Origin of the sequence: Arthrobacter sp. Soil736 (genome assembly GCF_001428005.1) — a bacterium.
Classification (GTDB): domain Bacteria; phylum Actinomycetota; class Actinomycetes; order Actinomycetales; family Micrococcaceae; genus Arthrobacter.
Genome location: NZ_LMSB01000012.1, coordinates 188061 through 211275, shown reverse-complemented (window position 1 = coordinate 211275; position 23215 = coordinate 188061). Strand labels below are relative to the sequence as shown.

At 66.3% G+C, this 23215-nt stretch carries 16 protein-coding genes; 5 read left to right on the top strand and 11 right to left on the bottom strand.

The window, feature by feature from the left end:
* Positions 1–13: 13 nt before the first annotated feature.
* From ASG92_RS09345 to ASG92_RS09330, 4 genes are all read right to left on the bottom strand, one after another.
* Positions 14–394, bottom strand: coding sequence for a GntR family transcriptional regulator (locus ASG92_RS09345; RefSeq protein ID WP_056627040.1), 381 nt, complete (start codon positions 392–394; stop codon positions 14–16).
* Positions 391–2235, bottom strand: coding sequence for an ABC transporter ATP-binding protein (locus tag ASG92_RS09340; RefSeq protein ID WP_056627038.1), 1845 nt, complete (start codon positions 2233–2235; stop codon positions 391–393). The genes ASG92_RS09345 and ASG92_RS09340 overlap by 4 nt, the downstream gene beginning before the upstream one ends.
* The gene (locus ASG92_RS09335; protein WP_082579409.1) at positions 2232–4076 is read right to left on the bottom strand and encodes an ABC transporter ATP-binding protein; all 1845 of its coding nucleotides are present in this window, start codon (positions 4074–4076) and stop codon (positions 2232–2234) included. Before ASG92_RS09335 ends, ASG92_RS09340 begins: the two co-directional genes overlap by 4 nt.
* 159 nt (positions 4077–4235) lie before the next feature.
* Complete coding sequence (locus tag ASG92_RS09330) at positions 4236–5012, bottom strand: trans-aconitate 2-methyltransferase (RefSeq protein ID WP_056627036.1); 777 nt, start codon at positions 5010–5012, stop codon at positions 4236–4238.
* Positions 5013–5156: 144 nt separating this feature from the next.
* Between ASG92_RS09330 and ASG92_RS09325 the strand changes: the two genes are divergently transcribed.
* Genes ASG92_RS09325 through ASG92_RS09315 form a run of 3 tightly spaced genes read left to right on the top strand, consistent with a single transcriptional unit; the run spans position 5157 to position 9597 of the window.
* The gene (locus ASG92_RS09325) at positions 5157–7703 is read left to right on the top strand and encodes a DEAD/DEAH box helicase (protein WP_056627034.1); all 2547 of its coding nucleotides are present in this window, start codon (positions 5157–5159) and stop codon (positions 7701–7703) included.
* Between the two features lie 57 nt (positions 7704–7760).
* On the top strand, positions 7761–8261 hold the full coding sequence (locus tag ASG92_RS09320; RefSeq protein WP_056627032.1) for a GNAT family N-acetyltransferase: 501 nt from the start codon (positions 7761–7763) through the stop codon (positions 8259–8261).
* Between the two features lie 55 nt (positions 8262–8316).
* Entirely contained in the window at positions 8317–9597 is a 1281-nt protein-coding gene (locus ASG92_RS09315) for an alpha/beta fold hydrolase (RefSeq protein ID WP_157372170.1), read from the top strand.
* On the opposite strand, the gene ASG92_RS09310 is transcribed toward ASG92_RS09315, so the two are convergent.
* The 4 genes from ASG92_RS09310 to coaE all read right to left on the bottom strand — a co-directional run bounded on the left by ASG92_RS09310 (position 9583) and on the right by coaE (position 15715).
* Positions 9583–10962: an MFS transporter gene (locus ASG92_RS09310; protein WP_056627028.1), complete on the bottom strand. Its 1380-nt coding sequence runs from the start codon at positions 10960–10962 to the stop codon at positions 9583–9585. The two genes, ASG92_RS09315 and ASG92_RS09310, sit on opposite strands and share 15 nt — an antisense overlap.
* Positions 10963–11071: 109 nt before the next feature.
* On the bottom strand, positions 11072–12097 hold the full coding sequence (locus tag ASG92_RS09305; protein WP_056627027.1) for a TerC family protein: 1026 nt from the start codon (positions 12095–12097) through the stop codon (positions 11072–11074).
* Between the two features lie 212 nt (positions 12098–12309).
* A complete protein-coding gene (gene uvrB, locus ASG92_RS09300; RefSeq protein ID WP_056627025.1) occupies positions 12310–14409 on the bottom strand; it encodes an excinuclease ABC subunit UvrB in 2100 nt (699 codons plus the stop codon).
* Between the two features lie 40 nt (positions 14410–14449).
* Positions 14450–15715 carry a dephospho-CoA kinase gene (gene coaE, locus ASG92_RS09295; RefSeq protein WP_056627023.1) on the bottom strand — a complete coding sequence of 422 codons (1266 nt, stop codon included), beginning with the start codon at positions 15713–15715 and terminating at the stop codon, positions 14450–14452.
* A gap of 22 nt (positions 15716–15737) precedes the next feature.
* Between coaE and ASG92_RS09290 the strand changes: the two genes are divergently transcribed.
* Complete coding sequence (locus tag ASG92_RS09290; RefSeq protein WP_056627021.1) at positions 15738–16442, top strand: YigZ family protein; 705 nt, start codon at positions 15738–15740, stop codon at positions 16440–16442.
* A 135-nt stretch (positions 16443–16577) separates the two neighbouring features.
* Positions 16578–17144 (top strand): type 1 glutamine amidotransferase domain-containing protein, encoded by a 567-nt coding sequence (locus ASG92_RS09285; RefSeq protein ID WP_056627019.1) that lies wholly within the window; start codon positions 16578–16580, stop codon positions 17142–17144.
* A gap of 137 nt (positions 17145–17281) precedes the next feature.
* Here ASG92_RS09285 and rpsA read toward each other — a convergent pair whose 3' ends face one another.
* The 3 genes from rpsA to polA all read right to left on the bottom strand — a co-directional run bounded on the left by rpsA (position 17282) and on the right by polA (position 23203).
* Entirely contained in the window at positions 17282–18757 is a 1476-nt protein-coding gene (gene rpsA / locus ASG92_RS09280) for a 30S ribosomal protein S1 (protein WP_018773018.1), read from the bottom strand.
* 229 nt (positions 18758–18986) lie between these two features.
* Positions 18987–20276: a GNAT family N-acetyltransferase gene (locus ASG92_RS09275; RefSeq protein ID WP_056627018.1), complete on the bottom strand. Its 1290-nt coding sequence runs from the start codon at positions 20274–20276 to the stop codon at positions 18987–18989.
* A 122-nt stretch (positions 20277–20398) separates the two neighbouring features.
* On the bottom strand, positions 20399–23203 hold the full coding sequence (gene polA / locus ASG92_RS09270; protein WP_200951925.1) for a DNA polymerase I: 2805 nt from the start codon (positions 23201–23203) through the stop codon (positions 20399–20401).
* Between the last annotated feature and the right edge of the window lie 12 nt (positions 23204–23215).

The window sequence follows — 23215 nt, the reverse complement described above, 5'->3', positions numbered from 1 at the left end:
CCATGCGGCTTCGCTATCCGGCATCGTAGGCCGCCGCCAGCAGGTGGACAGCCTCGGCGAACGTGGCGCCCTGGGATTTGGCGGCGGCGGCATATTCGGCAGCAGCCTCCGATAAGACGCCCCACCGTTCGTCACGGGCGCATACCACGGTGCCGTTCCTGCCCTTGGTGGCGACGACGCCGGCAGCCTCGAGCTCTTTGTAGGCTCTGGCGACAGTGTGCGGGGCTACGCCGAGAACACCGGCAAGGTTCCTGACGGCGGGCAGCCGGGTTCCCGGGGCAATCTTTCCCTGGTCAGCCTGTTCGATGATGTGGAGCCGCAGCTGTTCGTAGAGCGCCACGGAGCTGCCGTGGTTGGGCTTCCACTGCCCCGGGAAGGCTTCGCCGGTGCTCACAGGCCCGGCTCCTGCACGCCGGGCTGGCCGGCGACGTGGTGGTCCGGGTCCTGTTCCCCGTCTATGCCGCGGAACTGGGCGTTGTAGAGGCGCCGGTAGTGTCCGTCCACGGACAGCAGGCTGCGGTGGGTTCCCTGTTCAACGATGCGTCCGTGATCCATGACCAAGATTAGATCAGCGTCACGCACTGTGGACAAACGGTGGGCGATAACGAAGCTGGTTCTCCCCTGCCTTAGCCTGCTCATCGCCAGCCTGATCTGCACTTCCGTCCGGGTGTCCACCGAGCTCGTGGCTTCGTCCAGGATCAGGACGCTGCGGCCCGCAAGCTGTGCGCGGGCGATGGTGATGAGCTGCCGCTGCCCCTGGCTCAGGGAGTCACCGTCGTTTCCCAGTACGGTGGAATAACCGGCCGGCAGGGACCGGACAAAGTGGTCAACGTGGCTTGCCTCGGCCGCGGCCACAATCTCGGCGTCGCTGGCCCCCGGCGCGCCGTACTCGATGTTTTCGCTGATAGTGCCGCTGAACAGCCAGACATCCTGCAGCACCACGCCGAAGTTTGACCGCAGCGAATCCAGCGGCACGGAGGCGATGTCCGTGCCGTCAATGGTGATGCGGCCCGAGTCCAGCTCGTAGAAGCGCATGAGCAGATTGACCACGGTGGTCTTGCCCGCTCCTGTGTGCCCCACGATGGCCACAGTCTCGCCCGGACGGACCGAGAAGGACAGTCCGCTGACCGCCTCGACCTCCGGGGTGTACCCAAACGTCACGTCCTCGAACTCGATCCGACCGCGGAGGATTGGCTGGCGGACCTGCGCCGGGTCCTCGCGCGGGATCTCGGCCGCGTCCAGGAGGGAAAAAACGCGATCCGCCGACGCGGCACAGGACTGCATCAGCGTGAGCATCCCGCCGATCTGGCCCATGGGCTGCGTGAACAGCCGGCTGAACTGGATGAACGCCTGGATGCCGCCAATGGTCATGGCCCCGGCCGCCACCTGGAGGGCTCCCACCACGGCCACGGCTACGTAGTTGAGGTTGGCCACGAACACCATGAGCGGCTGCACGGCCCCGGACACATACTGGGCGCGTGCGCTGGTGCGGGCCAGCCGGTCGTTGCTGCGCCCGAAGATTGCCGCCGCGGCCTCCTGCTGCCCAAAGGCCTTGATCACTTCATGGCCGGTGACGAATTCCTCGATGTGCGCGTTCAGGTCACCGGTGGACGCCCACTGGGCCGCGAAGTAGACCTGCGACTGGCGTGCCATCCACACCGTGATGAGGGTGGATACCGGAACCGACAGGAGGGCGATGGCAGCGAGCAGCGGGGAGATCCAGAGCATCATGGCCAGCGAGCCGCACAGCATCAGCACGGACATGATGAGCTGCGTCAGCAGCTGGTTGAGGGCCTGGGAGATGTTGTCGACGTCGTTGGTGGCCCGGCTGAGCACGTCGCCCCTGGTCTGCTCCTGGAAATGCCCCGACGGCAACCGGTGGAGTTTCTCCTCGACGGCGGAGCGGAGCCCGAACACCAGCCGCTGCACCGCGCTGGCGGTCAGGGCCCCCTGGACCCAGTTGAAGAGTGACGTGCCGAGGTACATGAGCGCCACCACGAGAAGCAGCCCGGCCAGCCGTCCCTCGTCGAAGGTGCCGCCCACCAAGGGTTCGACGACGACGTCTGTGGCGTCGCCCAGGAGTTTGGGTGCCGCCACGTTCAGCGCCGCGAATCCGCAGGTGGCGGCAATGGCTATGAGCATCCGGCCCCTGACAGGGCGCAGCAGGCCGATCAGTCGTGCGGCCGCCGGAAGGAAGGCGCCCCCCTTCCTGTCAGCGAGGTGCGCGCCTTTCATGGCTGCTCGTCCAGGGCGAGCTGCAACTCGGCAATCTCCCGGTAGGCCGGCGAGGTGCCAAGAAGTTCTGAATGGGTGCCCTGGGCCACCAGCCGGCCGTCGTTCAGGACGAGGATCTGGCTGGCGTGCATGATGGTGGGGATCCGCTCGGCGATGATGATCACAGTGGCCGCCTCCAGGGCAGGCACCAGGGCCTGCCGGACGGCGGCTTCGGTGGCGTAGTCCAATGCCGAGAAGCTGTCATCGAACAGGAAGAGGTCCGCTTTCCGCAGCGCCGCGCGCGCAATGCAGAGCCGCTGCCGCTGGCCCCCCGAAAGTCCTGCCCCGCCCTGAACGACCGCGGCATACAGCCCGCCCGGAAGGCTGCTGACAAAGTCGTCCGCCTGCGCCATCCGCAGAACCTGCCACAAGTCGTCGTCCGTGGCGTCGGGTGACGCCATCCTGAGGTTCCCGGCAACGGTGCCCGAAAACAGGTAGGAGTGCTGCGGCACAACGGCCATCCGGGCCCGCAGGTGGTCGGCGGACAGGTCCCGGACGTCCCGTCCGCCAAACCGCACCTCACCCGCGGTGGCGTCCAGGAACCGTGGCAGGAGGTTCAGAAGCGTGGTCTTGCCGCTGCCGGTTGCACCGATGATGGCCGTGGTGGTGCCGGGACGGGCCGTGAAGGAGATGTCGGCCAGCACGGGCGATTCCGCCCCCGGATAGGCGAAGGAGACACGCCGGAACTCCACGGTTCCGCCGGGCACGGTTCCGCCGTTGACGGTTCCGCCCGCGGCATGTCCGCCGGGGCGGCTCCCGGTGCGGGTGTCGCCCTTCGCCGGTGATGGCGGAGCAGCCGCCCCGTCGGCGGAGGCGTGCCGCCCGGCGCCGGCGTGCGTGCGGACGGCGGGCGCCGGAACGACGTCGAGCACCTCCTGGATGCGTTCGGCGCAGACGGCCGCGCGGGGTGCGGTCATAAACACGTACATCGCCATCATGATGGCGAGCAGGATCTGCAGGATGTAGGCGATGAAGGCCGTGAGGGCGCCCACCTGCATCCGGCCGCTTTGAATGAGGTGTCCGCCGAACCAGACCACGGCCACCGAGGAGAGGTTTACCACGATCATGATGACGGGAAGCATGCCGGCCACCAGGAGCGCCGACTGGAGATTGTTGCCCGTCAGCTTCCGGTTCGCCTCGGCGAACCGGGAAGCCTCGTGCTTCTGCCGGACGAACGCGCGGATGACATTGGCCCCGATAATCTGTTCGCGCAGAATCCGCGTAATGCCGTCGATGAGGGCCTGCCCTTGCCGGTACAGCGGAATGAGGCGGCGGACTATGACGTACATGATGAGCACCAGCAGCGGAACAATGGCAATGACGACGCCGGAGAGGGTGGCATCCTGCTGGATTGCCAGGATGACCCCTCCGATGCCCATGACGGGGGCCGCGGCCAGCATGGTGAAGACCAGCACAGCGAAGGTCTGGATTTGCTGGACATCATTCGTGGCCCGTGTCACGAGGCTCGGGGTGCCAAAGGAGCCGACTTCCTGGGACGACATGGCCTGGACCCTGTCGAACAGCTCCCGCCTCAGCCGGTGCCCGAGCCGCATGGCCACCACGGCGCCAAGGTAGCCGGCGCCAAGGGCGGCACCCGCCTGTACGGCGGTCAGGGCCATCATCCAGCCGCCGAGGCGGACGATCACGTCGGGCTGGCGTGCGAGGATGCCGTCGTCGATAATGCTGGCGTTCAGCGTGGGGAGCAGCAGGTTCCCTGCCGTCTGCACCACCTGCAGGACAACGATGGTCCAGACTGCGGCCCGGTGCTCTCCGAGGAGTCGGATCATCAGGCCAAAAAGCACCGCACCTCCTCCATCACTAGGACCGACCGGGAGCCTTCCTGACCGCCCCCATAGCCGCTCCGTCATTGTAAGCCACATCACATCGATGCGGATGTGGTGCTGAAGGCGTGGCGCGGGCTCCTAGCGTGCCCGCTGGACGGACACGCTAGGCGGGCCCGCCTACAGCTTGCGCGCCACGGCGAAGATCCGGCGGAACGGGTAGACCGTCCCGTATTCGGACGCAGGGTAGGCCACGGCGAGGCTGGCTGCGTATTCGGCTTCAAACGCCGCCACGTCATCGGGCGAAAGAGCACCCAGCACGGGCCGGAGGCCGGTGCCCCGCACCCATTCCAGGACGGCGTTTTCACCGGGAAGTACCTGCTGGTAGGTGGTCTCCCAGGCGTCGGCCGCGCATCCGGCGTCGAGCATGATCTCGAGGTAGCGGGCAGGGGTGGCCACGGCGTCATCGTGGCGCAGGACGCCGCCGAGCTTGGCCGCCCAGGCGCCCGACTCTGCGAGCTCCCGCATCAGGATGTGGGACGCGGAGGTGAAATTGCCCGGCACCTGCAGCGCGAACCACGCCCCGGGCGTCAGCTCGTTCAGCCACCGGGAGAGCATTTCCTCGTGCCCCGGCACCCACTGCAGCGCGGCGTTGCTGACAACGACGTCGGTCTCCGGGGACGGCGCCCACGAGGCGATGTCGCCGAGGCGGTATTCCAGCAGAGGTGCGGCCTGCGCGTACGCGGCGGATTGGGCGAGCATGTCCGCGGAGGAGTCCAGGCCGATGACACGGGCTCCGGGCCAGCGCGCGGCGAGCGTTGCCGTCAGGTTGCCGGGGCCGCATCCCAGGTCAACGACCTCCCGCGGTGCCGCGGCCTCGATGCGGCCGGTCAGGTCAAAGAACGGGCGCTGCCGGTAGTCACCAAACTGGACGTATTTGGCGGGATCCCACTGCACATGGCCTCCGGGTTGCTCGTGAAAGTTTGACCCTGGCGCGGCGCCCGTTGCCGGGCCTGCGCCAAAGGGTCCGGATATTGCGAGCCTAGTGCGGGACCGGGCTGAACGCACGCCGTGAAGGCACTGGCACTAAGCTGGAAGGCAATGAAACTCGTTGAACAGCTCCCCGCCCCGGCCGCACGGATCACCACGGGAACGGGCAACGACCCGGACGCGCTGTACATGCGGTTCGTGGAGTGGACGGAAAGCCGGGGACTGGAGCTTTATGCCGCCCAGGATGAAGCCATCATGGAGCTCGCGTCCGGCACCAACGTGATCCTGGCGACACCCACGGGATCGGGCAAATCACTCGTGGCCATCGCCGCACATTTCCAGGCCATGGCCCGCGGGGAACGGAGCTACTACACCGCCCCCATCAAGGCCCTGGTCTCGGAGAAATTCTTTGCCCTGTGCGAGATCTTCGGAGCCGAGAACGTGGGGATGATCACCGGCGATTCGGGTGTGAACCAGGACGCCCCGATCATCTGCTGCACGGCGGAGATCCTCGCCAACATCGCGCTGCGCGAAGGGGCCTCGGCGGAACTCGGCGCGGTCATCATGGATGAGTTCCACTTCTATTCCGATCCCCAGCGCGGCTGGGCGTGGCAGGTTCCGCTGCTGGAGCTGCCCCAGGCCCAGTTCCTGCTGATGTCCGCGACCCTCGGCGACGTCAGCCGCTTCGAGGCCGGCATGACCGAACTCACCGGCCGGCCCACCACCACCGTCAGCTCCGCGGAGCGCCCCATCCCGCTGCACTACTACTACCACCAGACCCCCGTGCACGAGACGCTCGAGGAACTGCTGTCCACCAGGCAGGTTCCGGTCTACGTGGTGCACTTCAGCCAGGCCGAAGCCATTGAGCGTGCCCAGACGCTGATGAGCATCAACGTCTGCAGCCGCGAGGAGAAGGACAAGATCGCCGAACTCATCGCGAATTTCCGCTTCGCCGCCGGCTTCGGCAAGACACTGAACCGCCTGGTCCGGCACGGGATCGGCGTCCACCACGCCGGCATGCTGCCGAAGTACCGCCGGCTCGTGGAGCAGCTCGCCCAGGCGGGCCTCCTGAAGGTCATCTGCGGCACCGACACCCTGGGCGTGGGGATCAACGTGCCCATCCGGACCGTCCTGCTCACCGCACTCAGCAAGTACGACGGCGTGCGGACCCGGCTGCTCAATTCCCGCGAATTCCATCAGATCGCAGGACGGGCCGGCCGCGCCGGCTACGACACCGCGGGAACGGTGGTGGTCCAGGCTCCGGACCATGTGGTGGAGAACGCCAAGGCGATGGCCAGGGCCACCGCCAAGTTCGGCGACGACCAGAAAAAACTGCGCCAGGTGGTCAAGAAAAAGCCGCCGGAGGGATTCGTCTCCTGGGGAGAACCCACCTACAACCGGCTTGTGGAGTCCGCTCCGGAGACCCTCACGTCAAGCTTCACGGTGACCCACGCGATGCTCATGAACCTGATGGAACGGCCCGGCGACCCCTTTGCGGCCACGCGGCGCCTGCTCACCGAGAACCATGAACCGCGGTCTTCGCAGCTCCGGCTCATGAAGAAGGCGCTGGCAATCTACCGCGAGCTCCTCGCCGCCGAAGTGGTGGAACGCATTCCGGCCGCCGAGCAGGAGCCGGACGGGCGCACCGTGCGGCTCACCGTCCACCTCCAGGCCAACTTTGCCTTGAACCAGCCGCTCTCCCCGTTTGCCTTGGCGGCCCTGGAACTCCTGGACCCGGAGTCGCCGTCGTATGCCCTGGACGTGGTCTCGGTGATCGAAGCGACGCTGGAAAAGCCGCGGCAGATCCTCTCCGCCCAGCAGAAGAAGGCCCGCGGCGAAGCCATCGCGGCGATGAAGGCCGACGGCATCGAGTACGAGCAGCGCATGGCCATGCTGGACGAAGTCACCTACCCGCAGCCGCTCGGGGAAATCCTGAGCGAGGCCTTCGAGGTTTACCGCAAAGCCGCGCCGTGGGTGGGCGACTTCGAGCTTGCCCCGAAGTCGATCATCAGGGACATGTATGAGCGGGCCATGAACTTCGGCGAATTCGTCCAGTTCTATGGCCTGGCCCGCTCCGAAGGCATCGTGCTGCGCTACCTCGCCGACGGCTTCAAGGCCCTGCGGCAGACGGTTCCGCAGGACGCCCTCCGCGAGGACCTTGAGGACCTCATCGCCTGGCTCGGCGAACTGGTGCGCCAGGTCGATTCGAGCCTGCTGGACGAGTGGGAGGAGCTGACGTCCGGAGCCGCTCCGACTCCCCACGACGCCCCGCCTCCCCCGCCGCCGTCGCTGACGTCGAACATCCGGGCCTTCCGCGTCATGGTCCGGAACGAGATGTTCCGGCGCGTGGAGCTCTTCGCGGACGAGGACGCCGCCGCGCTGGGCGGGCTCGACGGCGATGCCGGCTGGGATGCGGACCGCTGGGAAGACGTGCTCGATGACTACTTCGACGAACACGACGACATCGGCACCGGCCCCGACGCCCGCGGGCCGGGGCTGCTGATGATCACCGAGGGTCCGGAGGTGTGGAAGGTCCGCCAGATCTTTGAGGACCCCGCGGGCAACCACGACTGGGGCATCTCGGCCGAGGTTGATCTTGCCGCCTCGGACGAGACCGGCACCGCTGTGGTCCGGGTGACTGATGTCAACAGGCTCTGACTGTCAACAGGCTTTGACCGCCAGGCCCGTCCGGAAAGGACCAAGTAAGCTCGGAACATGAGCGTAATCCGTCCCGCAACTCCGACCGACGTCCCGGCAATCCTGCAGATGATCCATGAACTGGCCATCTATGAAAAGGAACCGGATGCCGTCCGGAACACGCCGGAAATGCTCACGGAAGTGCTTTTCGGTGAGAACCCGCGGGTGTTCGCCAACATGGCCGAGAACGACGCCGGCGAGGTCCGGGGCTTCGCGCTGTGGTTCCTGAACTACTCGACGTGGGAAGGCGTCCACGGCATTTACCTGGAGGACCTCTACGTCACCCCGGATGCGCGCGGCGAGGGCCACGGAAAGGCGCTCCTGCAGCATCTGGCGGAAACCGCCGTCGAACGCGGTTATGCCCGCGTTGAGTGGAGCGTCCTGGACTGGAACGAGCCCTCCATCAATTTCTACCGGAAACTGGGGGCGTTCCCGATGGAGGAATGGTCCACATTCCGGCTCACCGGCCCCGCACTGGCCGCGTTCGGAACGCGCTCTGAGGCGGGCGTCCGTGGCTGAGGCCGCCGTGGCCGCGGCAGTCCACACCGTCAGGGCCAGGCACGAGTTCCGGGGAATGCGCACGGCGGAGCACTATTTCACCGTCCCCCTGGACCACTTTGCGTCGCCGGACGCCGGCACCGCCGGGGAGACCATCACGGTGTTCGCCCGGGAATACGTGTCCGCGGAGCACAGCGAAGCCGCCGCGGCAGCGCTGCCATGGCTCCTCTACCTGCAGGGCGGCCCCGGCGGCCGCGGCAACCGGTTCACCGCCCTGGGCGGCTGGAGCAAGGCCGCCGCGAAGGATTTCCGGATTCTCATGCTGGACCAGCGAGGAACAGGGCTGTCCTCCCCGGTCGACCGCAACACCCTGCCGGCGCGCGGGGACGCCGCCGCCCAGGCACGCTACCTTGAACACTTCCGGGCCGATTCGATCGTGGCCGATGCCGAGCTGATCCGCCAGGCGCTTGGTTCGGAGCCGTGGAGCATCTACGGGCAGAGCTACGGCGGCTTTTGCGCGCTCACCTACCTGTCGTTCGCACCTGCCGGCCTCAGGGAGGTGCTCATCACCGGCGGCCTGGCACCGCTCAACGGCCCCGCTGACAGGGTCTACCGCGAGACATTCAAGCGCGTGGCCGCCCGGAATGCCCAGTACTTCGGCTGGTATCCGGAAGACCGGGAGACCGTGAACCGGATCGCCCGCCACCTTCGCGGCACCGACGAGTTCCTGCCGGGCGGCGAACGCCTCACGGTGGAAAGGTTCCAGATGGTTGGCTCCTACCTCGGCGGGAACACGCGGGTGGACGGGCTGCACAATTTGCTGGAGGACGCCTTCGTGGAGACAGCCGTGGGCGTGCGGCTGTCGGATGCGTTCCTTGAACAGGTCCGCTCGCTCGTTTCCCGCGCAGCCAACCCCCTCTACGCGCTGATGCACGAATCCATCTACGGCCAGGGCATGGCGACGGACTGGGCGGCCTGGCGGGTCCTGAGGGAGTTCCCCGAGTTCAGTCCGGAGGCCCCCGACGTGCTGCTGACCGGCGAAATGGTCTACCCGTGGTACTTCGAGCAGGATAAGGCCCTTCGCCCGCTGAAGGAGGTGGCGGAGCTGCTGGCGGCCAAGGCTGACTGGAAGCCGCTTTATGATCCGGCGCAGCTGGCCGCAAATACGGTCCCGGCTGCCGCCGCGGTCTATCACGATGACATCTACGTGGAGCACGGGCTCTCACTCGAGACCGCCGCGGCGGTGCGGGGACTCCAGGCGTGGGAGTCCGGCGATTTCCACCACGACGGCATTGCCGACGACGGCGAAGCGATCTTCGGCCGGCTCCTGGGCATGGTCCGTTCAGTCCGGAGCTGAGCCACCTCGGCCGACGCTCCGGACAGGCTGCCCTCCGGCGGCCGGCTGGAGCCGCCCGGTCACCAGGACGAAGACCGCGGCGGCCAGGACCGCGGCACCGAGTACGCCGCCGGCCAGGTTCAGGCCGAGGTATCCGGCCCAGCTGAGGACCAGGCCCGACACAGCGCCCCCGGCCGCGCCCGCCGCGCCCATCAGCATGTCCGAGACACCCTGGACCACCACCCGGTCCTGCTGGTCCACACTTTCCGCCAGGAGGGTTGACCCGGCGATGGTCGCAGCGGACCAGCCCAGGCCGAGGAGCACCAGCCCCACGGCAACGGTCCCGGCAGAGCTCTGCCCGTAGCCGGCCACCAGAACGGCCGAAACGATGGTGCAGAGACCCAGGGCGATGGTCTGCAGCCTGCCCATCTTGTCCGTAAGCCAGCCCAGTACCGGCGAGAGCGCAAACATCCCGGCGATGTGCAGCGAGATGGTGAAGCCGATGATGACCAGGGCAGCGCTTCCGGCCGTGTGGCTGCCGTGGGCCCCGGGGCCCGCGACGAGCGCCTGCAGGTGGAGCGGCGTCATGGACATCACCCCCACCATCACGGCGTGCGCCCCGACGACGGCGGCCAGGGCGAGGATGGCGGCGGGCGCATGCCGGACGGCGCGCAGGCCCCTGCTGAGTGAACTGCCGAGCCGCGCCGGTTGTCCGGCTGCCGCTGGTTGTCCGGCTGCCGCCTCGGCTGCCGCCAGCCGACGGGCGAAGAGGAGCGGGTCCGGGCGGAGTCCGACGATCAGCAGCGCCGTGGCCAGCAGCAGTCCCGCCGCCGAGATCACGAACGGCCCTGCGATGGGCGGCAGCCCGAGGGCCTGGCCCACCACGGCGCCGGGCTGGATCAGGTTGGGCCCGGCAACGGCTCCGATCGTGATGGCCCAGACGACGGCGGAGAGCGAACGGCCGCGGTGTGCGGGATCCGCGAGGTCGACGGCGGCGAACCGGGCCTGCAGGTTGGCCGCCGTGCCCACGCCGACGCCCGCGGCGCCGACCGCCAGGAAGACGAAGATCCCCGAAACGACGGACGCCACGATCAGCAAGGCGCCCGCGAGGGCTGCCGCGAGTCCGGTGGCCAGGCTGACTCGGCGGCCGCGGCGTTCGGCAAGCGAGGCCAGGGGCAGCGCAGCCAGGGCAGCGGCGAGGGTCATCATGGTGGCAACCGAACCGGCCCAGGATTCGGAACCGGTCAGATCGACGGCCAGCAGGGAGCCGATGGAAACGGTTGCGCCGGTGCCGATTGCGCTGAGGAGCTGGGCGGATCCCAGGAGCACGACGGTGCGCCGCTGCACCTGCCGCTGGTCCGGCTCAGCCCGGGAAGTGGTGGCCATCCTCCGAGCATAGTCCGCACGGGCGGCGGCAAACACGGGTTAAAACTGACAACCCCGGTCACGGAGTGACCGGGGTTGTCAGTGAAAAAGGTCGATTAAAGCGGGGCTGTTAGTCGACGTCGCTGAGGCTCTTCCGGGCGTCCTCCTCGAGGCGGGCGTCCAGCTTGGCCTTCTGTGCGCCCGAGCTGACCAGGCTGGCGATCACGGCGATGATGATGGTGCCGACGATGACCCCGAGGGAGACGTAGGTGGGGATCTCCGGAGCCCACTCGATGTGGTGCCCGCCGTTGATGAACGGAAGCTCGTTGACGTGCATGGCGTGCAGGACCAGCTTCACGCCGATGAACGCCAGGATGATGGACAGCGCGTGCTTGAGGTACACGAGACGGTTCATGAGCCCGCCGAGCAGGAAGTAGAGCTGGCGGAGGCCCATCAGCGCAAAGATGTTCGCGGTGAAGACGATGAACGCGCTCTGGGTCAGGCCGAAGATTGCCGGAATGGAGTCCACGGCGAACAGCAGGTCCGTCATGCCGATGGTGACAAAGACGACCAGCATGGGGGTGAAGACCTTCCTGCCGTCCACCGCGGTGCGGAGCTTGCCGCCGTCGAACTTCTCCGACATGGGGAAGACCTTGCGGAGCTTCGCGATAATCGCGTTCTCCGTTTCCTCCTCTTCCTCGCCCTCGTCCTGTGCCTGCTTCCAGGCGGTCCAGAGCAGGAACGCGCCGAAGATATAGAAGACCCAGCTGAACTGCTCGATCACGATGGCACCGAGCATGATGAAGATGCCGCGCAGGACCAGCGCAATGATGATGCCCACCATCAGCACCTCCTGCTGGTACTTACGCGGTACCGAGAAGCGCGCCATGATGATGATGAAGACGAAGAGGTTGTCGATGCTGAGGCTGTATTCCGTCACCCAGCCTGCAACGAACTGGCCGCCGTACTCAGCGCCGGCAAACATGAACATGGCACCGGCGAACACCAGGGCCAGCGCCACGTAGAAGGCGACCCACAGGCCGGCTTCCTTCATGGAGGGCTCATGGGGACGCCGCAGCACCAGAAGCAGGTCCAGCAGGAGGATGATGCCGAGGGCGACGAACGAGCCGACCTCAAACCAGACGGGAAGTTGCACAGGGATACCTTTCGCAGGGTACAGAAAACCGGTGTAAGTCTCTCCGGCGAACCTGTGCACTTGGTGCTGAATTGGTTGCCCGCTACGCCCGGCAAGGCATCTGTGCCCTGCGTGTTGACGTCCGTAGCGCTTGGGATACTCCCCTACGTGACCTCAACTTTACCTTAGAGGCGGCCCCTCCCGCGTCCACGCCGTGCCGGGCTGCGTCACACTCAGGCGTGCCCGGCCGCGTGCATCTGGCGGAGTTCCTTTTTCAGCTCGCTCACTTCGTCGCGGAGCCGGGCGGCCAGCTCGAACTGCAGCTCCGCGGCGGCGCCGTGCATCTGCTCCGTCAGCTGTTCGATCAGCCCAACCAAGTCCTCGGCGGGCGCCGCCGCCAGCCCGTCCGCCCGGACGGTCGCCGCACCCTTGGCCGCCGACTTGCCCCGTTTGGCGCCCTTGGCCAGGCGGTTGTTGTTCAGCAGTTCCTGGGTGTCGGCGTCCTCCTTGGCAAGCTGGTCGGTGATGTCTGCGATCTTCTTCCGCAAGGGCTGCGGGTCCACGCCGTTTTCGGTGTTGTAGGCAACCTGGATGGCGCGGCGCCGGTTGGTCTCGTCGATCGCGTGCGCCATGGAGTCGGTGATGCGGTCCGCGTACATGTGCACCTGCCCTGACACGTTCCTGGCGGCGCGGCCGATGGTCTGGATCAGTGAGGTGGACGAGCGCAGGAAGCCTTCCTTGTCCGCATCCAGGATGCTCACGAGCGACACTTCAGGCAGGTCAAGGCCTTCGCGGAGCAGGTTGATGCCAACAAGGACGTCAAACGTTCCCATCCGCAATTCGCGGAGCAGTTCCACGCGGCGGAGGGTGTCCACGTCCGAGTGCAGGTACTCCACTTTGACGCCGTGCCCCAGGAGGTAGTCGGTGAGGTCCTCGGCCATGCGCTTAGTGAGCGTGGTGACCAGGACGCGTTCGTTCTTCTCGGTGCGGGTCCTGATCTCATCCAGGAGGTCGTCGATCTGGCCCTTGGTGGGTTTGACGACGACCTCGGGGTCGATCAGGCCGGTGGGACGGATGATCTGCTGGACAAAGCCGTCCGCCTTGCCGAGCTCGTACTTGCCCGGGGTGGCGGACAGGTAGACCGTCTGGCCCACGCGGTCCTGGAACTCATCCCACTTGAGCGGGCGGTTGTCCATGGCCGAGGGCAGCCGGAAGCCATGGTCCACCAGGTTCCGCTTGCGCGACATGTCGCCCTCGTACATGGCACCGATCTGGGGCACGGTGACGTGGGATTCATCAATCACCAGGAGGAAGTCGTCCGGGAAGTAGTCCATGAGGCAGTGCGGCGCGGTTCCGCGGGCGCGGCCGTCGATGTGCGACGAATAGTTCTCGATACCGTTGCAGAAGCCCATCTGCTGCATCATCTCGAGGTCGTACGTGGTGCGCATCCGGAGCCGCTGGGCCTCCACGAGCTTGTTCTGGCTCTCGAGCACCGAGAGCCGCTCGGCAAGTTCGTCTTCGATTCGCTTGATCGCCCGGCTCATCCGTTCCGGACCGGCCACGTAGTGCGAGGCCGGGAAGACGTACATCTCGGTCTCGTCCCGGATGACCTCCCCGGTGAGCGGGTGCAGCGTATGGATGTTCTCAATCTCGTCGCCAAAGAACTCGATCCGGACAGCAAGCTCTTCGTACATCGGAATGATTTCGACGGTGTCGCCGCGGACCCGGAACGTGCCGCGGTGGAAGTCCATGTCGTTGCGGGTGTATTGCATGGAGACGAATTTCCGGAGCAGATCGTCGCGGTTCATCTCCGCCCCCTTGCGGAGGGTCACCATGCCGGCGATGTACTCTTCCGGCGTGCCGAGGCCGTAGATGCAGGAGACTGTGGCCACGACGATCACGTCGCGGCGGGTGAGCAGCGCGTTGGTGGCGGAGTGCCGGAGCCGCTCCACTTCCTCGTTAACGGACGAGTCCTTCTCAATGAAGGTGTCCGTCTGAGCCACGTAGGCCTCGGGCTGGTAGTAGTCGTAGTAGGAGACGAAGTACTCAACCGCGTTGTTGGGCAGCAGTTCGCGGAACTCGTTGGCCAGCTGCGCGGCGAGGGTCTTGTTCTGGACCATCACCAGGGTGGGCCGCTGGACCTGCTCGATCAGCCAGGCAGTGGTGGCGCTCTTTCCGGTACCCGTGGCGCCCAGGAGCACCACATCCTTCTCGCCGTTTTTGATTCGTTCGGTGAGTTCGGCGATGGCCGCCGGCTGGTCGCCGGCCGGCTTGAACTCGCTGATGACCTCGAAGGGCGCAACGACGCGGTTGATCTCCTGCGCAAGACTCATGTATCTAATCTACCGCCGGCCACTGACAGGAACTCCTGATTCAGCTTTGGGCGGTACCGGGCCCGGCGCCGGATCCAACACCGGAGGTGCTTCCGGATTCGTACGACGGCGGCTGCCAGCCGCTGATTTCCGCCCACCGTTCCATGCCGGGGCCTGCGATCGCCGTGAACCACGGTTCCTTGGCGGCGGCGTACCCGGAGGTGGTCACGTCGGCCGCATGCAGGGCGGCCAGCCTCCGCTTTTCGGCAAGATAGGCAGCCAGGGCATCCGGATCCGCCGTCAGCCAGTCCCTGAAGCACAGGGCGAAGCGCCACCCAGGCGAGCCGGCAACGCGGACGTGGACGTTCACCGGCCGTCCGGGATCGGCGTTTCCGTGCAGGCGCTTGGACCAGGCGGCCGGATCCGGGCGTCCGGGCTTGGGGCTGTCCAGCAGAATTCCCGGCCAGGCCGGGAAGCCGGCCTGCGCAAGAAGAGGCGCGATCCCGTCCGCGGTGTCCAGGTCCCGGACGGCAAGCTGCAGGTCGATGACGTTCTTCGCGTCCAGCCCCGGCACCGCCGTCGACCCGACATGGTCAACGGCCAGGATCCGGTCCGGAGCGGCAAGTTTAATCCGGGCGGAGAGCTTGGCTGCCTGACGGCGCCACCCGGGATCGTGCTCCGCCAGGACCGGCCCGCCGGACCGGCCGGCAACCCGGGCTTCCTCGATGTTCTGCGCAAACGGCCGGAGCCGTTCTTCCCAGAGCCGGTCCACCGCGTTTCGCAGTTCCTCCGGCGTCCCCGAGTTGTCCAGCACGACGTCGGCTGCGGCGAGCCGGACGTCCCGCGGCGCCTGCGCCGCCATCCGGGAGCGGGCCTCATCCTCCGTCATCCCCCGGTGTTCAACCATCCGCCGCACGCGCGTGCCGTCGGGCGCATCCACCACCACCACGAGGTGGAAGCTGCTTTCCTGGCCGGTTTCGACCAGGAGGGGAATGTCCTGGACCACGACGGCGTCTCCCGGGGCGGCCGCGACCACCGCGGCGGCCTGCTCCCGGACGAGGGGGTGGACGATGCCGTTCAGTTCCTCCCGTGCTGCCGGGTCCCGAAACACGACGGCGCCGAGCCGCGGCCGGTCAAGCCGGCCGCCGGCGTCGAGGATCTCCGGCCCGAAGGCGCGGACGACTGCCGCAAGGCCCGGAGTGCCCGGTTCCACCACGTCACGGGCGATCGCGTCGGCGTCGACGAGTACGGCCCCCAGCTCCCTGAGGCGAGCGGCCACCATGGACTTTCCCGAGGCGATGCCGCCCGTCAACCCGATCTTCAGCACTCCCCAAGACTAAACTGAACCGGTGGCAGACGCGTCAGATCCCCCGGAGAGCAGGACGGCGGCCTACACCTCCCTGGCCGCGGGGCCCGATTTCCGCCAAGAGATAGACATCAAGCGGTCCAGGTTCATCACCGTGCTGCGCCGCGCGGACAACGAAGACGGCGCACGGGCACTGGTGGCAGGACTGCGGCGGGAATTCCATGACGCCCGGCATCACTGCTCCGCCTTCGTCCTGGGCCCGGACCGGGACGTCCAGCGTTCCAGTGACGACGGCGAACCGTCCGGCACGGCCGGGATCCCCATGCTGGAAGCGCTGCTGCGGCGGGAAACCGCGCCCGGGGTGACGGACCTCAGCGACGTGAGTGCCGTCGTCGTGCGCTACTTCGGCGGGATCCTGCTCGGGGCCGGCGGGCTCGTCCGCGCCTACTCCGAGTCGGTCTCCGCCGCCCTGGAGCTCGCTCCCCTGGTGCAGCGCAGGCGGCTGCGCATCTGTGCCGTCCGGGTGCCGCACGGCGCCGCCGGACGCCTTGAGAACGATCTCCGCGGTGCGGGATACGTCATGGCCGAAACCGGCTACGAAGCCCGGTCCACCGTTTTGCGGCTCGCGCTGCCTGACTCGCCGGACTCCCTGGCGGAGGCCGCCGAACGCCTGGCCGCCATGACGGCCGGAAGCGCGAACCTCCAGCCGGAGGGCACGGAATGGATTGACGTTCCCCTGAACCGCTGACTGCTTGCCAGGCTGTTGAGCCTGGCCGCTGAGCCTGACGGTTGAGCAGGAAACGCAATCGTCAGCTTGCTTATCACTTTCCCGCTTCCTAGGGTTGATTGTGCAAGAGAGCACACCAGGATAGAAGGAGGACGAATGTCAGAACACAACATCGCAGGCAAGAGGGTTGCCTTTGTGCTGACGGACGGCGTGGAGCAGGTTGAACTGACCAGCCCGTGGAAGGCCGTCAAGGAGGCCGGCGGCGAACCTGTCCTGGTGGCCCCGAAGAGCGGGAAGCTCCAGGGATTCAAGGGCGTGGACAAGGGCGATACCTTCGACGTCGACCTGACGCTGGCGGAGGCCAACGCTGCCGACTTCCACGCCCTGGTGATCCCCGGCGGAGTCATCAACGCCGACCACCTCAGGGTGAACAAGGATGCCCAGGCGTTCGCCCGGAGCTTCTTTGAGCAGCACAAGCCGGTGGCCGCCATCTGCCACGGCCCCTGGCTCCTCATCGATGCGGGCGTAGTGAAGGGGCGGAACCTCACGTCCTACCACACACTCGCCACGGACCTCCGGAATGCCGGCGCGAACTGGACGGACGAGCAGGTGGTGGTGGACCAGGGCTTCGTCACAAGCCGGAAGCCGGGCGACCTCGCGGCATTCAACGACAAACTGCTGGAGGAAATCGCCGAGGGCGAGCACGCGGGCCAGACCGCCTGACCGCCTGTCCGGGATCTGGCGAAGGCCGGAACTTAACGAAAAGGTGGCCGCCCCCGAAGGGACGGCCACCTTTACGGTGCTACGTAGCTACCAACTGCCTGGGCTCAGAGAGCGGACTCCCGGAGCAGCAAGGGCAATTAGTTGCCGGTCAGCTTCTCACGCAGTGCGGCGAGAGCCTCGTCCGAAGCAAGCGTGCCTGCACCGGTCTCGGCTGCAGCCGGCTCGGAGGAGTAGCTGGTGGTGCCGGAGTCGCTCTCACCGGACGTTGCAGCTGCAGCGTCGTCGGCAGCGTGCTGGGCAACCTGCTTCTTGTGGGCTTCCCAACGGGTCTGGGCGTCAGCGTACTGCTGCTCCCAGGCTGCGCGCTGGTTCTCGTAGCCTTCAAGCCACTCGTTGGACTCCGGGTCGAAGCCCTCCGGGTACTTGTAGTTGCCCTCTTCGTCGTACTCAGCGGCCATGCCGTAGAGTGCCGGATCGAATTCGGTGCTGTCGGCGTCAACGCCCTCGTTTGCCTGCTTGAGGGAGAGGGAGATACGGCGGCGCTCGAGGTCGATGTCGATGACCTTGACGAACAGCTCGTCACCAACGGAGACAACCTGCTCAGCAAGCTCAACGTGGCGGACTGCCAGCTCGGAGATGTGAACGAGGCCTTCGATGCCGTCTTCGACGCGAACGAACGCACCGAACGGAACGAGCTTGGTGACCTTACCCGGAACAACCTGGCCGAGGGCGTGGGTGCGGGCGAAGGTCTGCCACGGATCTTCCTGCGTAGCCTTGAGCGACAGGGAAACGCGCTCGCGGTCCAGGTCGACCTCGAGAACCTCGACGGTGACTTCCTGGCCAACTTCGACAACCTCGGACGGGTGGTCGATGTGCTTCCAGGACAGCTCGGAAACGTGAACCAGGCCGTCTACGCCGCCCAGGTCCACGAAGGCACCGAAGTTGACGATGGAGGAAACGACGCCGGGACGGACCTGGCCCTTTTCCAGCTTGTTGAGGAACGTGGAGCGAACCTCGGACTGGGTCTGCTCGAGCCAGGCACGGCGGGACAGCACAACGTTGTTGCGGTTCTTGTCCAGCTCGATGATCTTGGCTTCGATCTGCTGACCGATGTACGGAGCAAGGTCGCGCACACGGCGCATCTCGACGAGGGATGCGGGCAGGAAGCCGCGCAGACCGATGTCGAGGATAAGACCACCCTTGACAACCTCGATGACGGTACCGGTGACGACACCGTCTTCTTCCTTGACCTTCTCGATGTCGCCCCAGGCGCGCTCGTACTGAGCACGCTTCTTGGAGAGGATCAGGCGGCCTTCTTTGTCTTCCTTGGTGAGCACCAGGGCTTCGACCTGATCGCCAACGGAAACAACGTCTCCGGGGTCAACGTCGTGCTTGATGGACAGCTCGCGGGAGGGGATGACACCTTCGGTCTTGTAACCGATGTCGAGCAGAACTTCGTCGCGGTCGACCTTGACGACTGTACCTTCGACGAGATCTCCGTCGTTGAAGTACTTGATGGTGGCGTCGACTGCTGCGAGGAAGTCCTCAGCGGTACCGATGTCGTTAATCGCGACTACGGGGGTACCGGGCTTCTCGGTGGAGGTGATGGTCATGTAGTAGGGGCTCCGTTGTGGATAGTTAGTCGGTCAGGCAAACCATCGCGCCCGCGTTATGGAACGCAGGCGCAAAGTACGGCATATCACGAGGATCTGCCGGGCCATCCTGATTTTGTGGATTTTAGATACGTGCACCTAGTACACGCCCGTTTATTCTAGTCGCACTCGCCAACGCCGGTCAAAGCGCCGCGGCTACCCAGGAGGCCTGTGACCTGCCGGAACGCCGTCAGAAATGCGTCAGGCAGTGCGGCGAGCGTTCGACGGCGAACATGAGCCGCGCTTTCAGCGCAGCTCCCGGCGCGTGTTCGGTGATCCGGCCGGCGGCTTTCAGGGTCACGGGACAGACGGCCCCCAGATAGATCGAGCCGAGGTCGGCCACGTCCATCGACAGGTCCGGCTCCGAGCCCGCCTGAGCTTCTGCGACGTTCGCTTCCCCGCCGCTGACGTCGACGATGAACGTGCCCCCGGCAAAACCGAGGGCGTCCCTGACCTCAAGCACGAGCGTTCCGTCCGCCGAGTAGCGCCGGGCACCCAGGGCCGCTGCGGTGTCCAGGATCCGCAGCCAGAGCATGTCCCGGTGGTCCGAGGACTCGATACACCGCGGGTCCTCAAGCGCCCAGGCCAGCGGATCGTCCACCGGCGCATCCGCCCAGCTGACCCGCTGGATGAGGTCGATGCTGCCGAGGAACTGCCAGAGCTCCAGGTACGCCGCATCCGTTCCTGCCACGAGGTCCACGATTTCCACCGTGTATGGCTTGGTGTCCCAGCCGGCGAACTTGTAGGAGACGTAACCGTCCACGGCTCCGTCGGCGTCGTAGTGCAGGGCGCACTTGATGGCTTCGTCTTCCGCGCCGTCACGGCCAACACTTCCGGACACGCTCTGCCGGTAGGCGTCCTGCCGAACGATGGACCCCGGCGTGTGCCGGTGGACGCGCTGGAACACTTCAGGGGCCAGTTCGAGCAGGACTTTCCGGTCGGCGATCTCCACGGACCCTGAAGGCACGTGCCGGAGGCCGAACCGGGGCCCGGTGTCCACCTTCACGCTGCGCTCGAACGTTGCCACGCCGTAGCCGAAGCGGCCGTAGATGGAGCCTTCCGATGCGGTCAGCGCCGCCATCGCCAACCCGTCCGCCTTCGCCGCGGTGAGGTCTTCAGTCATCATGCGGCGCAGGAGGCCCTGGCGGCGGTGCGTTCCGCGCACCGTCACCGCCGTCACCATGTGCGTCCGGAGCTGGCGGCCGTAGCCGACGTTCAGGTCCTTGCGCAGCGTGCCGAACGTGGCCACGGGAACGTTGGCGCCCAGGGAATGCGGCGCGGCCTGGCCCGTCTGGTAGACGCCCGTCAGCTCACGGTCATCCCGCCGGTACATCGCCATGATCTTGTCCACGAATTCGTCATTCCGGCGGGTGTCGTGGAAGCCGAAGCCCACGGCCTGAATCCAGTCGGTCCCTTGGGCGTAGCCGGGCGCGCCCTTGTCCGCCGCCCTGAATCGCCTGATCTCATACCTGTCTGCCACGTGCTGCTCCCCCTTGAACCCGACTGAAATGAACCGAAATGAATTGAACCCGAACGAATTGAACCCGGATCAACGCCCTGCGCAAGGCGCCTGCAAATGGCGCCCTGCGCATCCTGAATTTATTAGTGTCCGGCGTCGTACCAGCTGGGTCCGACGCCGATCTGGACGTCCAGCGGCACGCTCAGGTCCGCGGCCGAGCCCATTTGCTCGGTCACGAGCTTCTCAACGACCTCACGCTCGCCCTTGGCCACTTCGAGCACCAGTTCATCGTGGACCTGCAGCAGCATCCTCGACTTGAGTCCCCGGGCAGCCAGCTCGGCGTGCACGCCCAGCATTGCGCGCTTGATGATGTCCGCCGCCGATCCCTGGATGGGAGAGTTCAGCGCAATGCGCTCCGCGTTCTCGCGCAGCTGGCGGTCGGTGCTGGTGAGGTCCGGGAGGTACCGGCGGCGCCCCTCGATGGTGGCGGTGTAGCCGTCGATCCGGGCCTGGTCCACCACGCCGCGGAGGTAGTCGCGCACGGCGCCGAACCGGTCGAAGTAGTCCTTCATGAGGGTCCGGGCCTCGTCGACGGAAATCTCCAGCTGCTTGGAGAGGCCGAACGAGGTCAGCCCGTAGGCAAGGCCGTAGGACATGGCCTTGACCTTGGAGCGCATGGCACTGGTCACCTGGTCAGTGGGCACATGGAAGATGTTGGAGCCCACGAACCGGTGGAGGTCCTCGCCGTCCTTGTAGGCCTGGATCAGGCCGGCATCCCCCGAAAGGTGGGCCATGATGCGCATTTCGATCTGCGAGTAGTCCGCGGACAGCAGGCACTCGTAGCCCTCGCTGACGACGAAGATGCCGCGGACGCGCCGGCCTTCCTCGCTGCGGATGGGGATGTTCTGCAGGTTCGGATTGTTGGAGGAGATCCGGCCCGTCGCTGCCACGTTCTGCGCGTAGGTGGTGTGGATCCGGCCGTCTTCCGTGACGGACTTCTTGAGCGACTCCAGCATCTGGCGCAGTTTCGACGATTCGCGGTGCGCCATCAGCTGGACCAGGAATTCGTGCCCGGTCTTTTCCAGCAGGTTCTTGAGCGACGCGGCGTCGGTGGTGTAGCCGGACTTGATTTTCTTGGTTTTCGGCAGCTGGAGTTCGTCGAACAGGACGGTCTGGAGCTGCTTCGGCGAACCGAGGTTGACCTCGTGGCCGATCGCGGCGAAGGCCAGCTCCTGGGCGTTGTCGATCACCTTGGACAGGTCCGCCAGCTGATCCTCCATGAGCGGCATGGAGATGGCGATTCCCGCGAGTTCCATGTCGGCGAGAACCCGGCTGACAGGCAGCTCAAGGGTGGTCAGCAGGTCCTCGGCCTTCCGCTCCTTCAGTTCCGACTCGAAGTAACGGCTCAGGGAATGAACGACGGCGGCGACCTGGACCAGCGCGCCCGCCGCGGCGGAGTCGTCGTCGCTGTCGAACGCCAGTTCCAGCTGGCCGGCCTTCGCCGTCTCGGAGGAGATTGAGATGTTCAAGTGGTGCTGGGCCAGTTCCGCGAGCTCGTAAGTGCGGCGGTCCGGCTGGATGAGGTAGCCGGAGATCGAGGTGTCATCCACCACGCCCTCCAGTTCCAGGCCACGGGCGTTTAGGGCCTTCAGGGCGGCCTTGTACCCGTGCATCACCTTCGGTGAATTTCCGTCCCGGAGCCAGGCCGCCAGCACGTTCTCGGCGTCGGCGTCCTGGCCGGCCAGGTCGATGTAGGCGGCGGCGCCGTCGCGGACGATCGCCAGCGCTGCGGCATCCTCGCCGATCCGTCCCGGTACTACATCGACGGCGACGGCCGACCGCTGGCCGGCGCCTGCCGCCAGGAAGGCACTCAGCTCGGCTGCCCCGGCAGGGGTCACGAAGTCCGGTGTCTCGATGCCCTCCCGCTCAGCCGATTCCACTTCTTCAGTGCTGTAGAGGGCAAAAAGCCGGGTGCGGATGGTCTTGAATTCAAGGTCATCGAACAGTTGCTCCAGGGCTGCCTCGTCTGGCCGCGGTTCCGCGAGTTCGTCCAGCGTCACCGGGAGCTCGAGATCAGTGTGGAGCCTGTTCAGCCGCCGGTTGCGCTTGACGTCCTCCACGTTTTCGCGCAGGGCGTCCCCCACCTTGCCGCCGATAGCGTCGAGGTGCTCCAGAACCCCCTCCAGCCCGCCGTACAGGTTGATCCATTTGGCCGCCGTCTTGGGTCCGACGCCGGGAACGCCGGGGAGGTTGTCCGCGGACTCCCCCACCAGGGCGGCGAGGTCCGAGTACTGCGGCGGTGTCACAAAGTACTTCTCCTGGATGGCGGCAGCGTCCAACCGGGGAATGTCGCTGACGCCCTTCCGGGGGTAGAGCACAAACACGTTGTCGGTGATGAGCTGGAAGGCGTCGCGGTCGCCTGTGACGAGGAGCACCTCGTAACCGGCCTTCTCCCCCATGGCGGCGAGCGTGGCCAGGATGTCGTCAGCTTCATAGCCCGGCATTTTGATGGTCTTGATGCCCCACGCCTGCATGACCTTGTCGATGAGGTCGATCTGGCCGCTCATCTCCCGCGGCGTCTCGTTCCGACCGCCCTTGTAGTCGCTGTACTCGGCCTTGCGGTGGGTGGTTTCATCCGAGACATCGAAGGCCACGGCGACGTGGGTGGGCTTCTGTTCCTTGATCAGGTTGATGAGCATGGAGGTAAAACCATGGATCGCGTTGGTGTGCTGCCCGTTGGCAGTGGAGAACTTGTCCGCCGGCAGGGCGAAGAAGGCCCGGAACGCCATGGAGTGCCCGTCCAGCACCAGGAGGCGTGGCTGGTCCGTCAGGGGAATGACAGGGGCTTCAGTTGCCGAGACCGACCGGCTGGCCGGTGAAGGGACCGCGACTTCCTGCAGTGTTTCGCTTGCGGACGGGAAAGGGGCCGGTTTGGTAGTTTCACTCACAGGTGCCAGCCT

What these genes read in the sequence shown, in the direction of transcription:
- ASG92_RS09340 (WP_056627038.1), bottom strand. Translation starts at nt 2,235, where the DNA reads ATGAAAGGCGCGCACCTCGCTGACAGGAAGGGGGGCGCCTTCCTTCCG.
- ASG92_RS09325 (WP_056627034.1), top strand. Translation starts at nt 5,157, where the DNA reads ATGAAACTCGTTGAACAGCTCCCCGCCCCGGCCGCACGGATCACCACG.
- ASG92_RS09320 (WP_056627032.1), top strand. Translation starts at nt 7,761, where the DNA reads ATGAGCGTAATCCGTCCCGCAACTCCGACCGACGTCCCGGCAATCCTG.
- ASG92_RS09315 (WP_157372170.1), top strand. Translation starts at nt 8,317, where the DNA reads ATGCGCACGGCGGAGCACTATTTCACCGTCCCCCTGGACCACTTTGCG.
- ASG92_RS09310 (WP_056627028.1), bottom strand. Translation starts at nt 10,962, where the DNA reads ATGGCCACCACTTCCCGGGCTGAGCCGGACCAGCGGCAGGTGCAGCGG.
- uvrB (WP_056627025.1), bottom strand. Translation starts at nt 14,409, where the DNA reads ATGAGTCTTGCGCAGGAGATCAACCGCGTCGTTGCGCCCTTCGAGGTC.
- ASG92_RS09285 (WP_056627019.1), top strand. Translation starts at nt 16,578, where the DNA reads ATGTCAGAACACAACATCGCAGGCAAGAGGGTTGCCTTTGTGCTGACG.
- rpsA (WP_018773018.1), bottom strand. Translation starts at nt 18,757, where the DNA reads ATGACCATCACCTCCACCGAGAAGCCCGGTACCCCCGTAGTCGCGATT.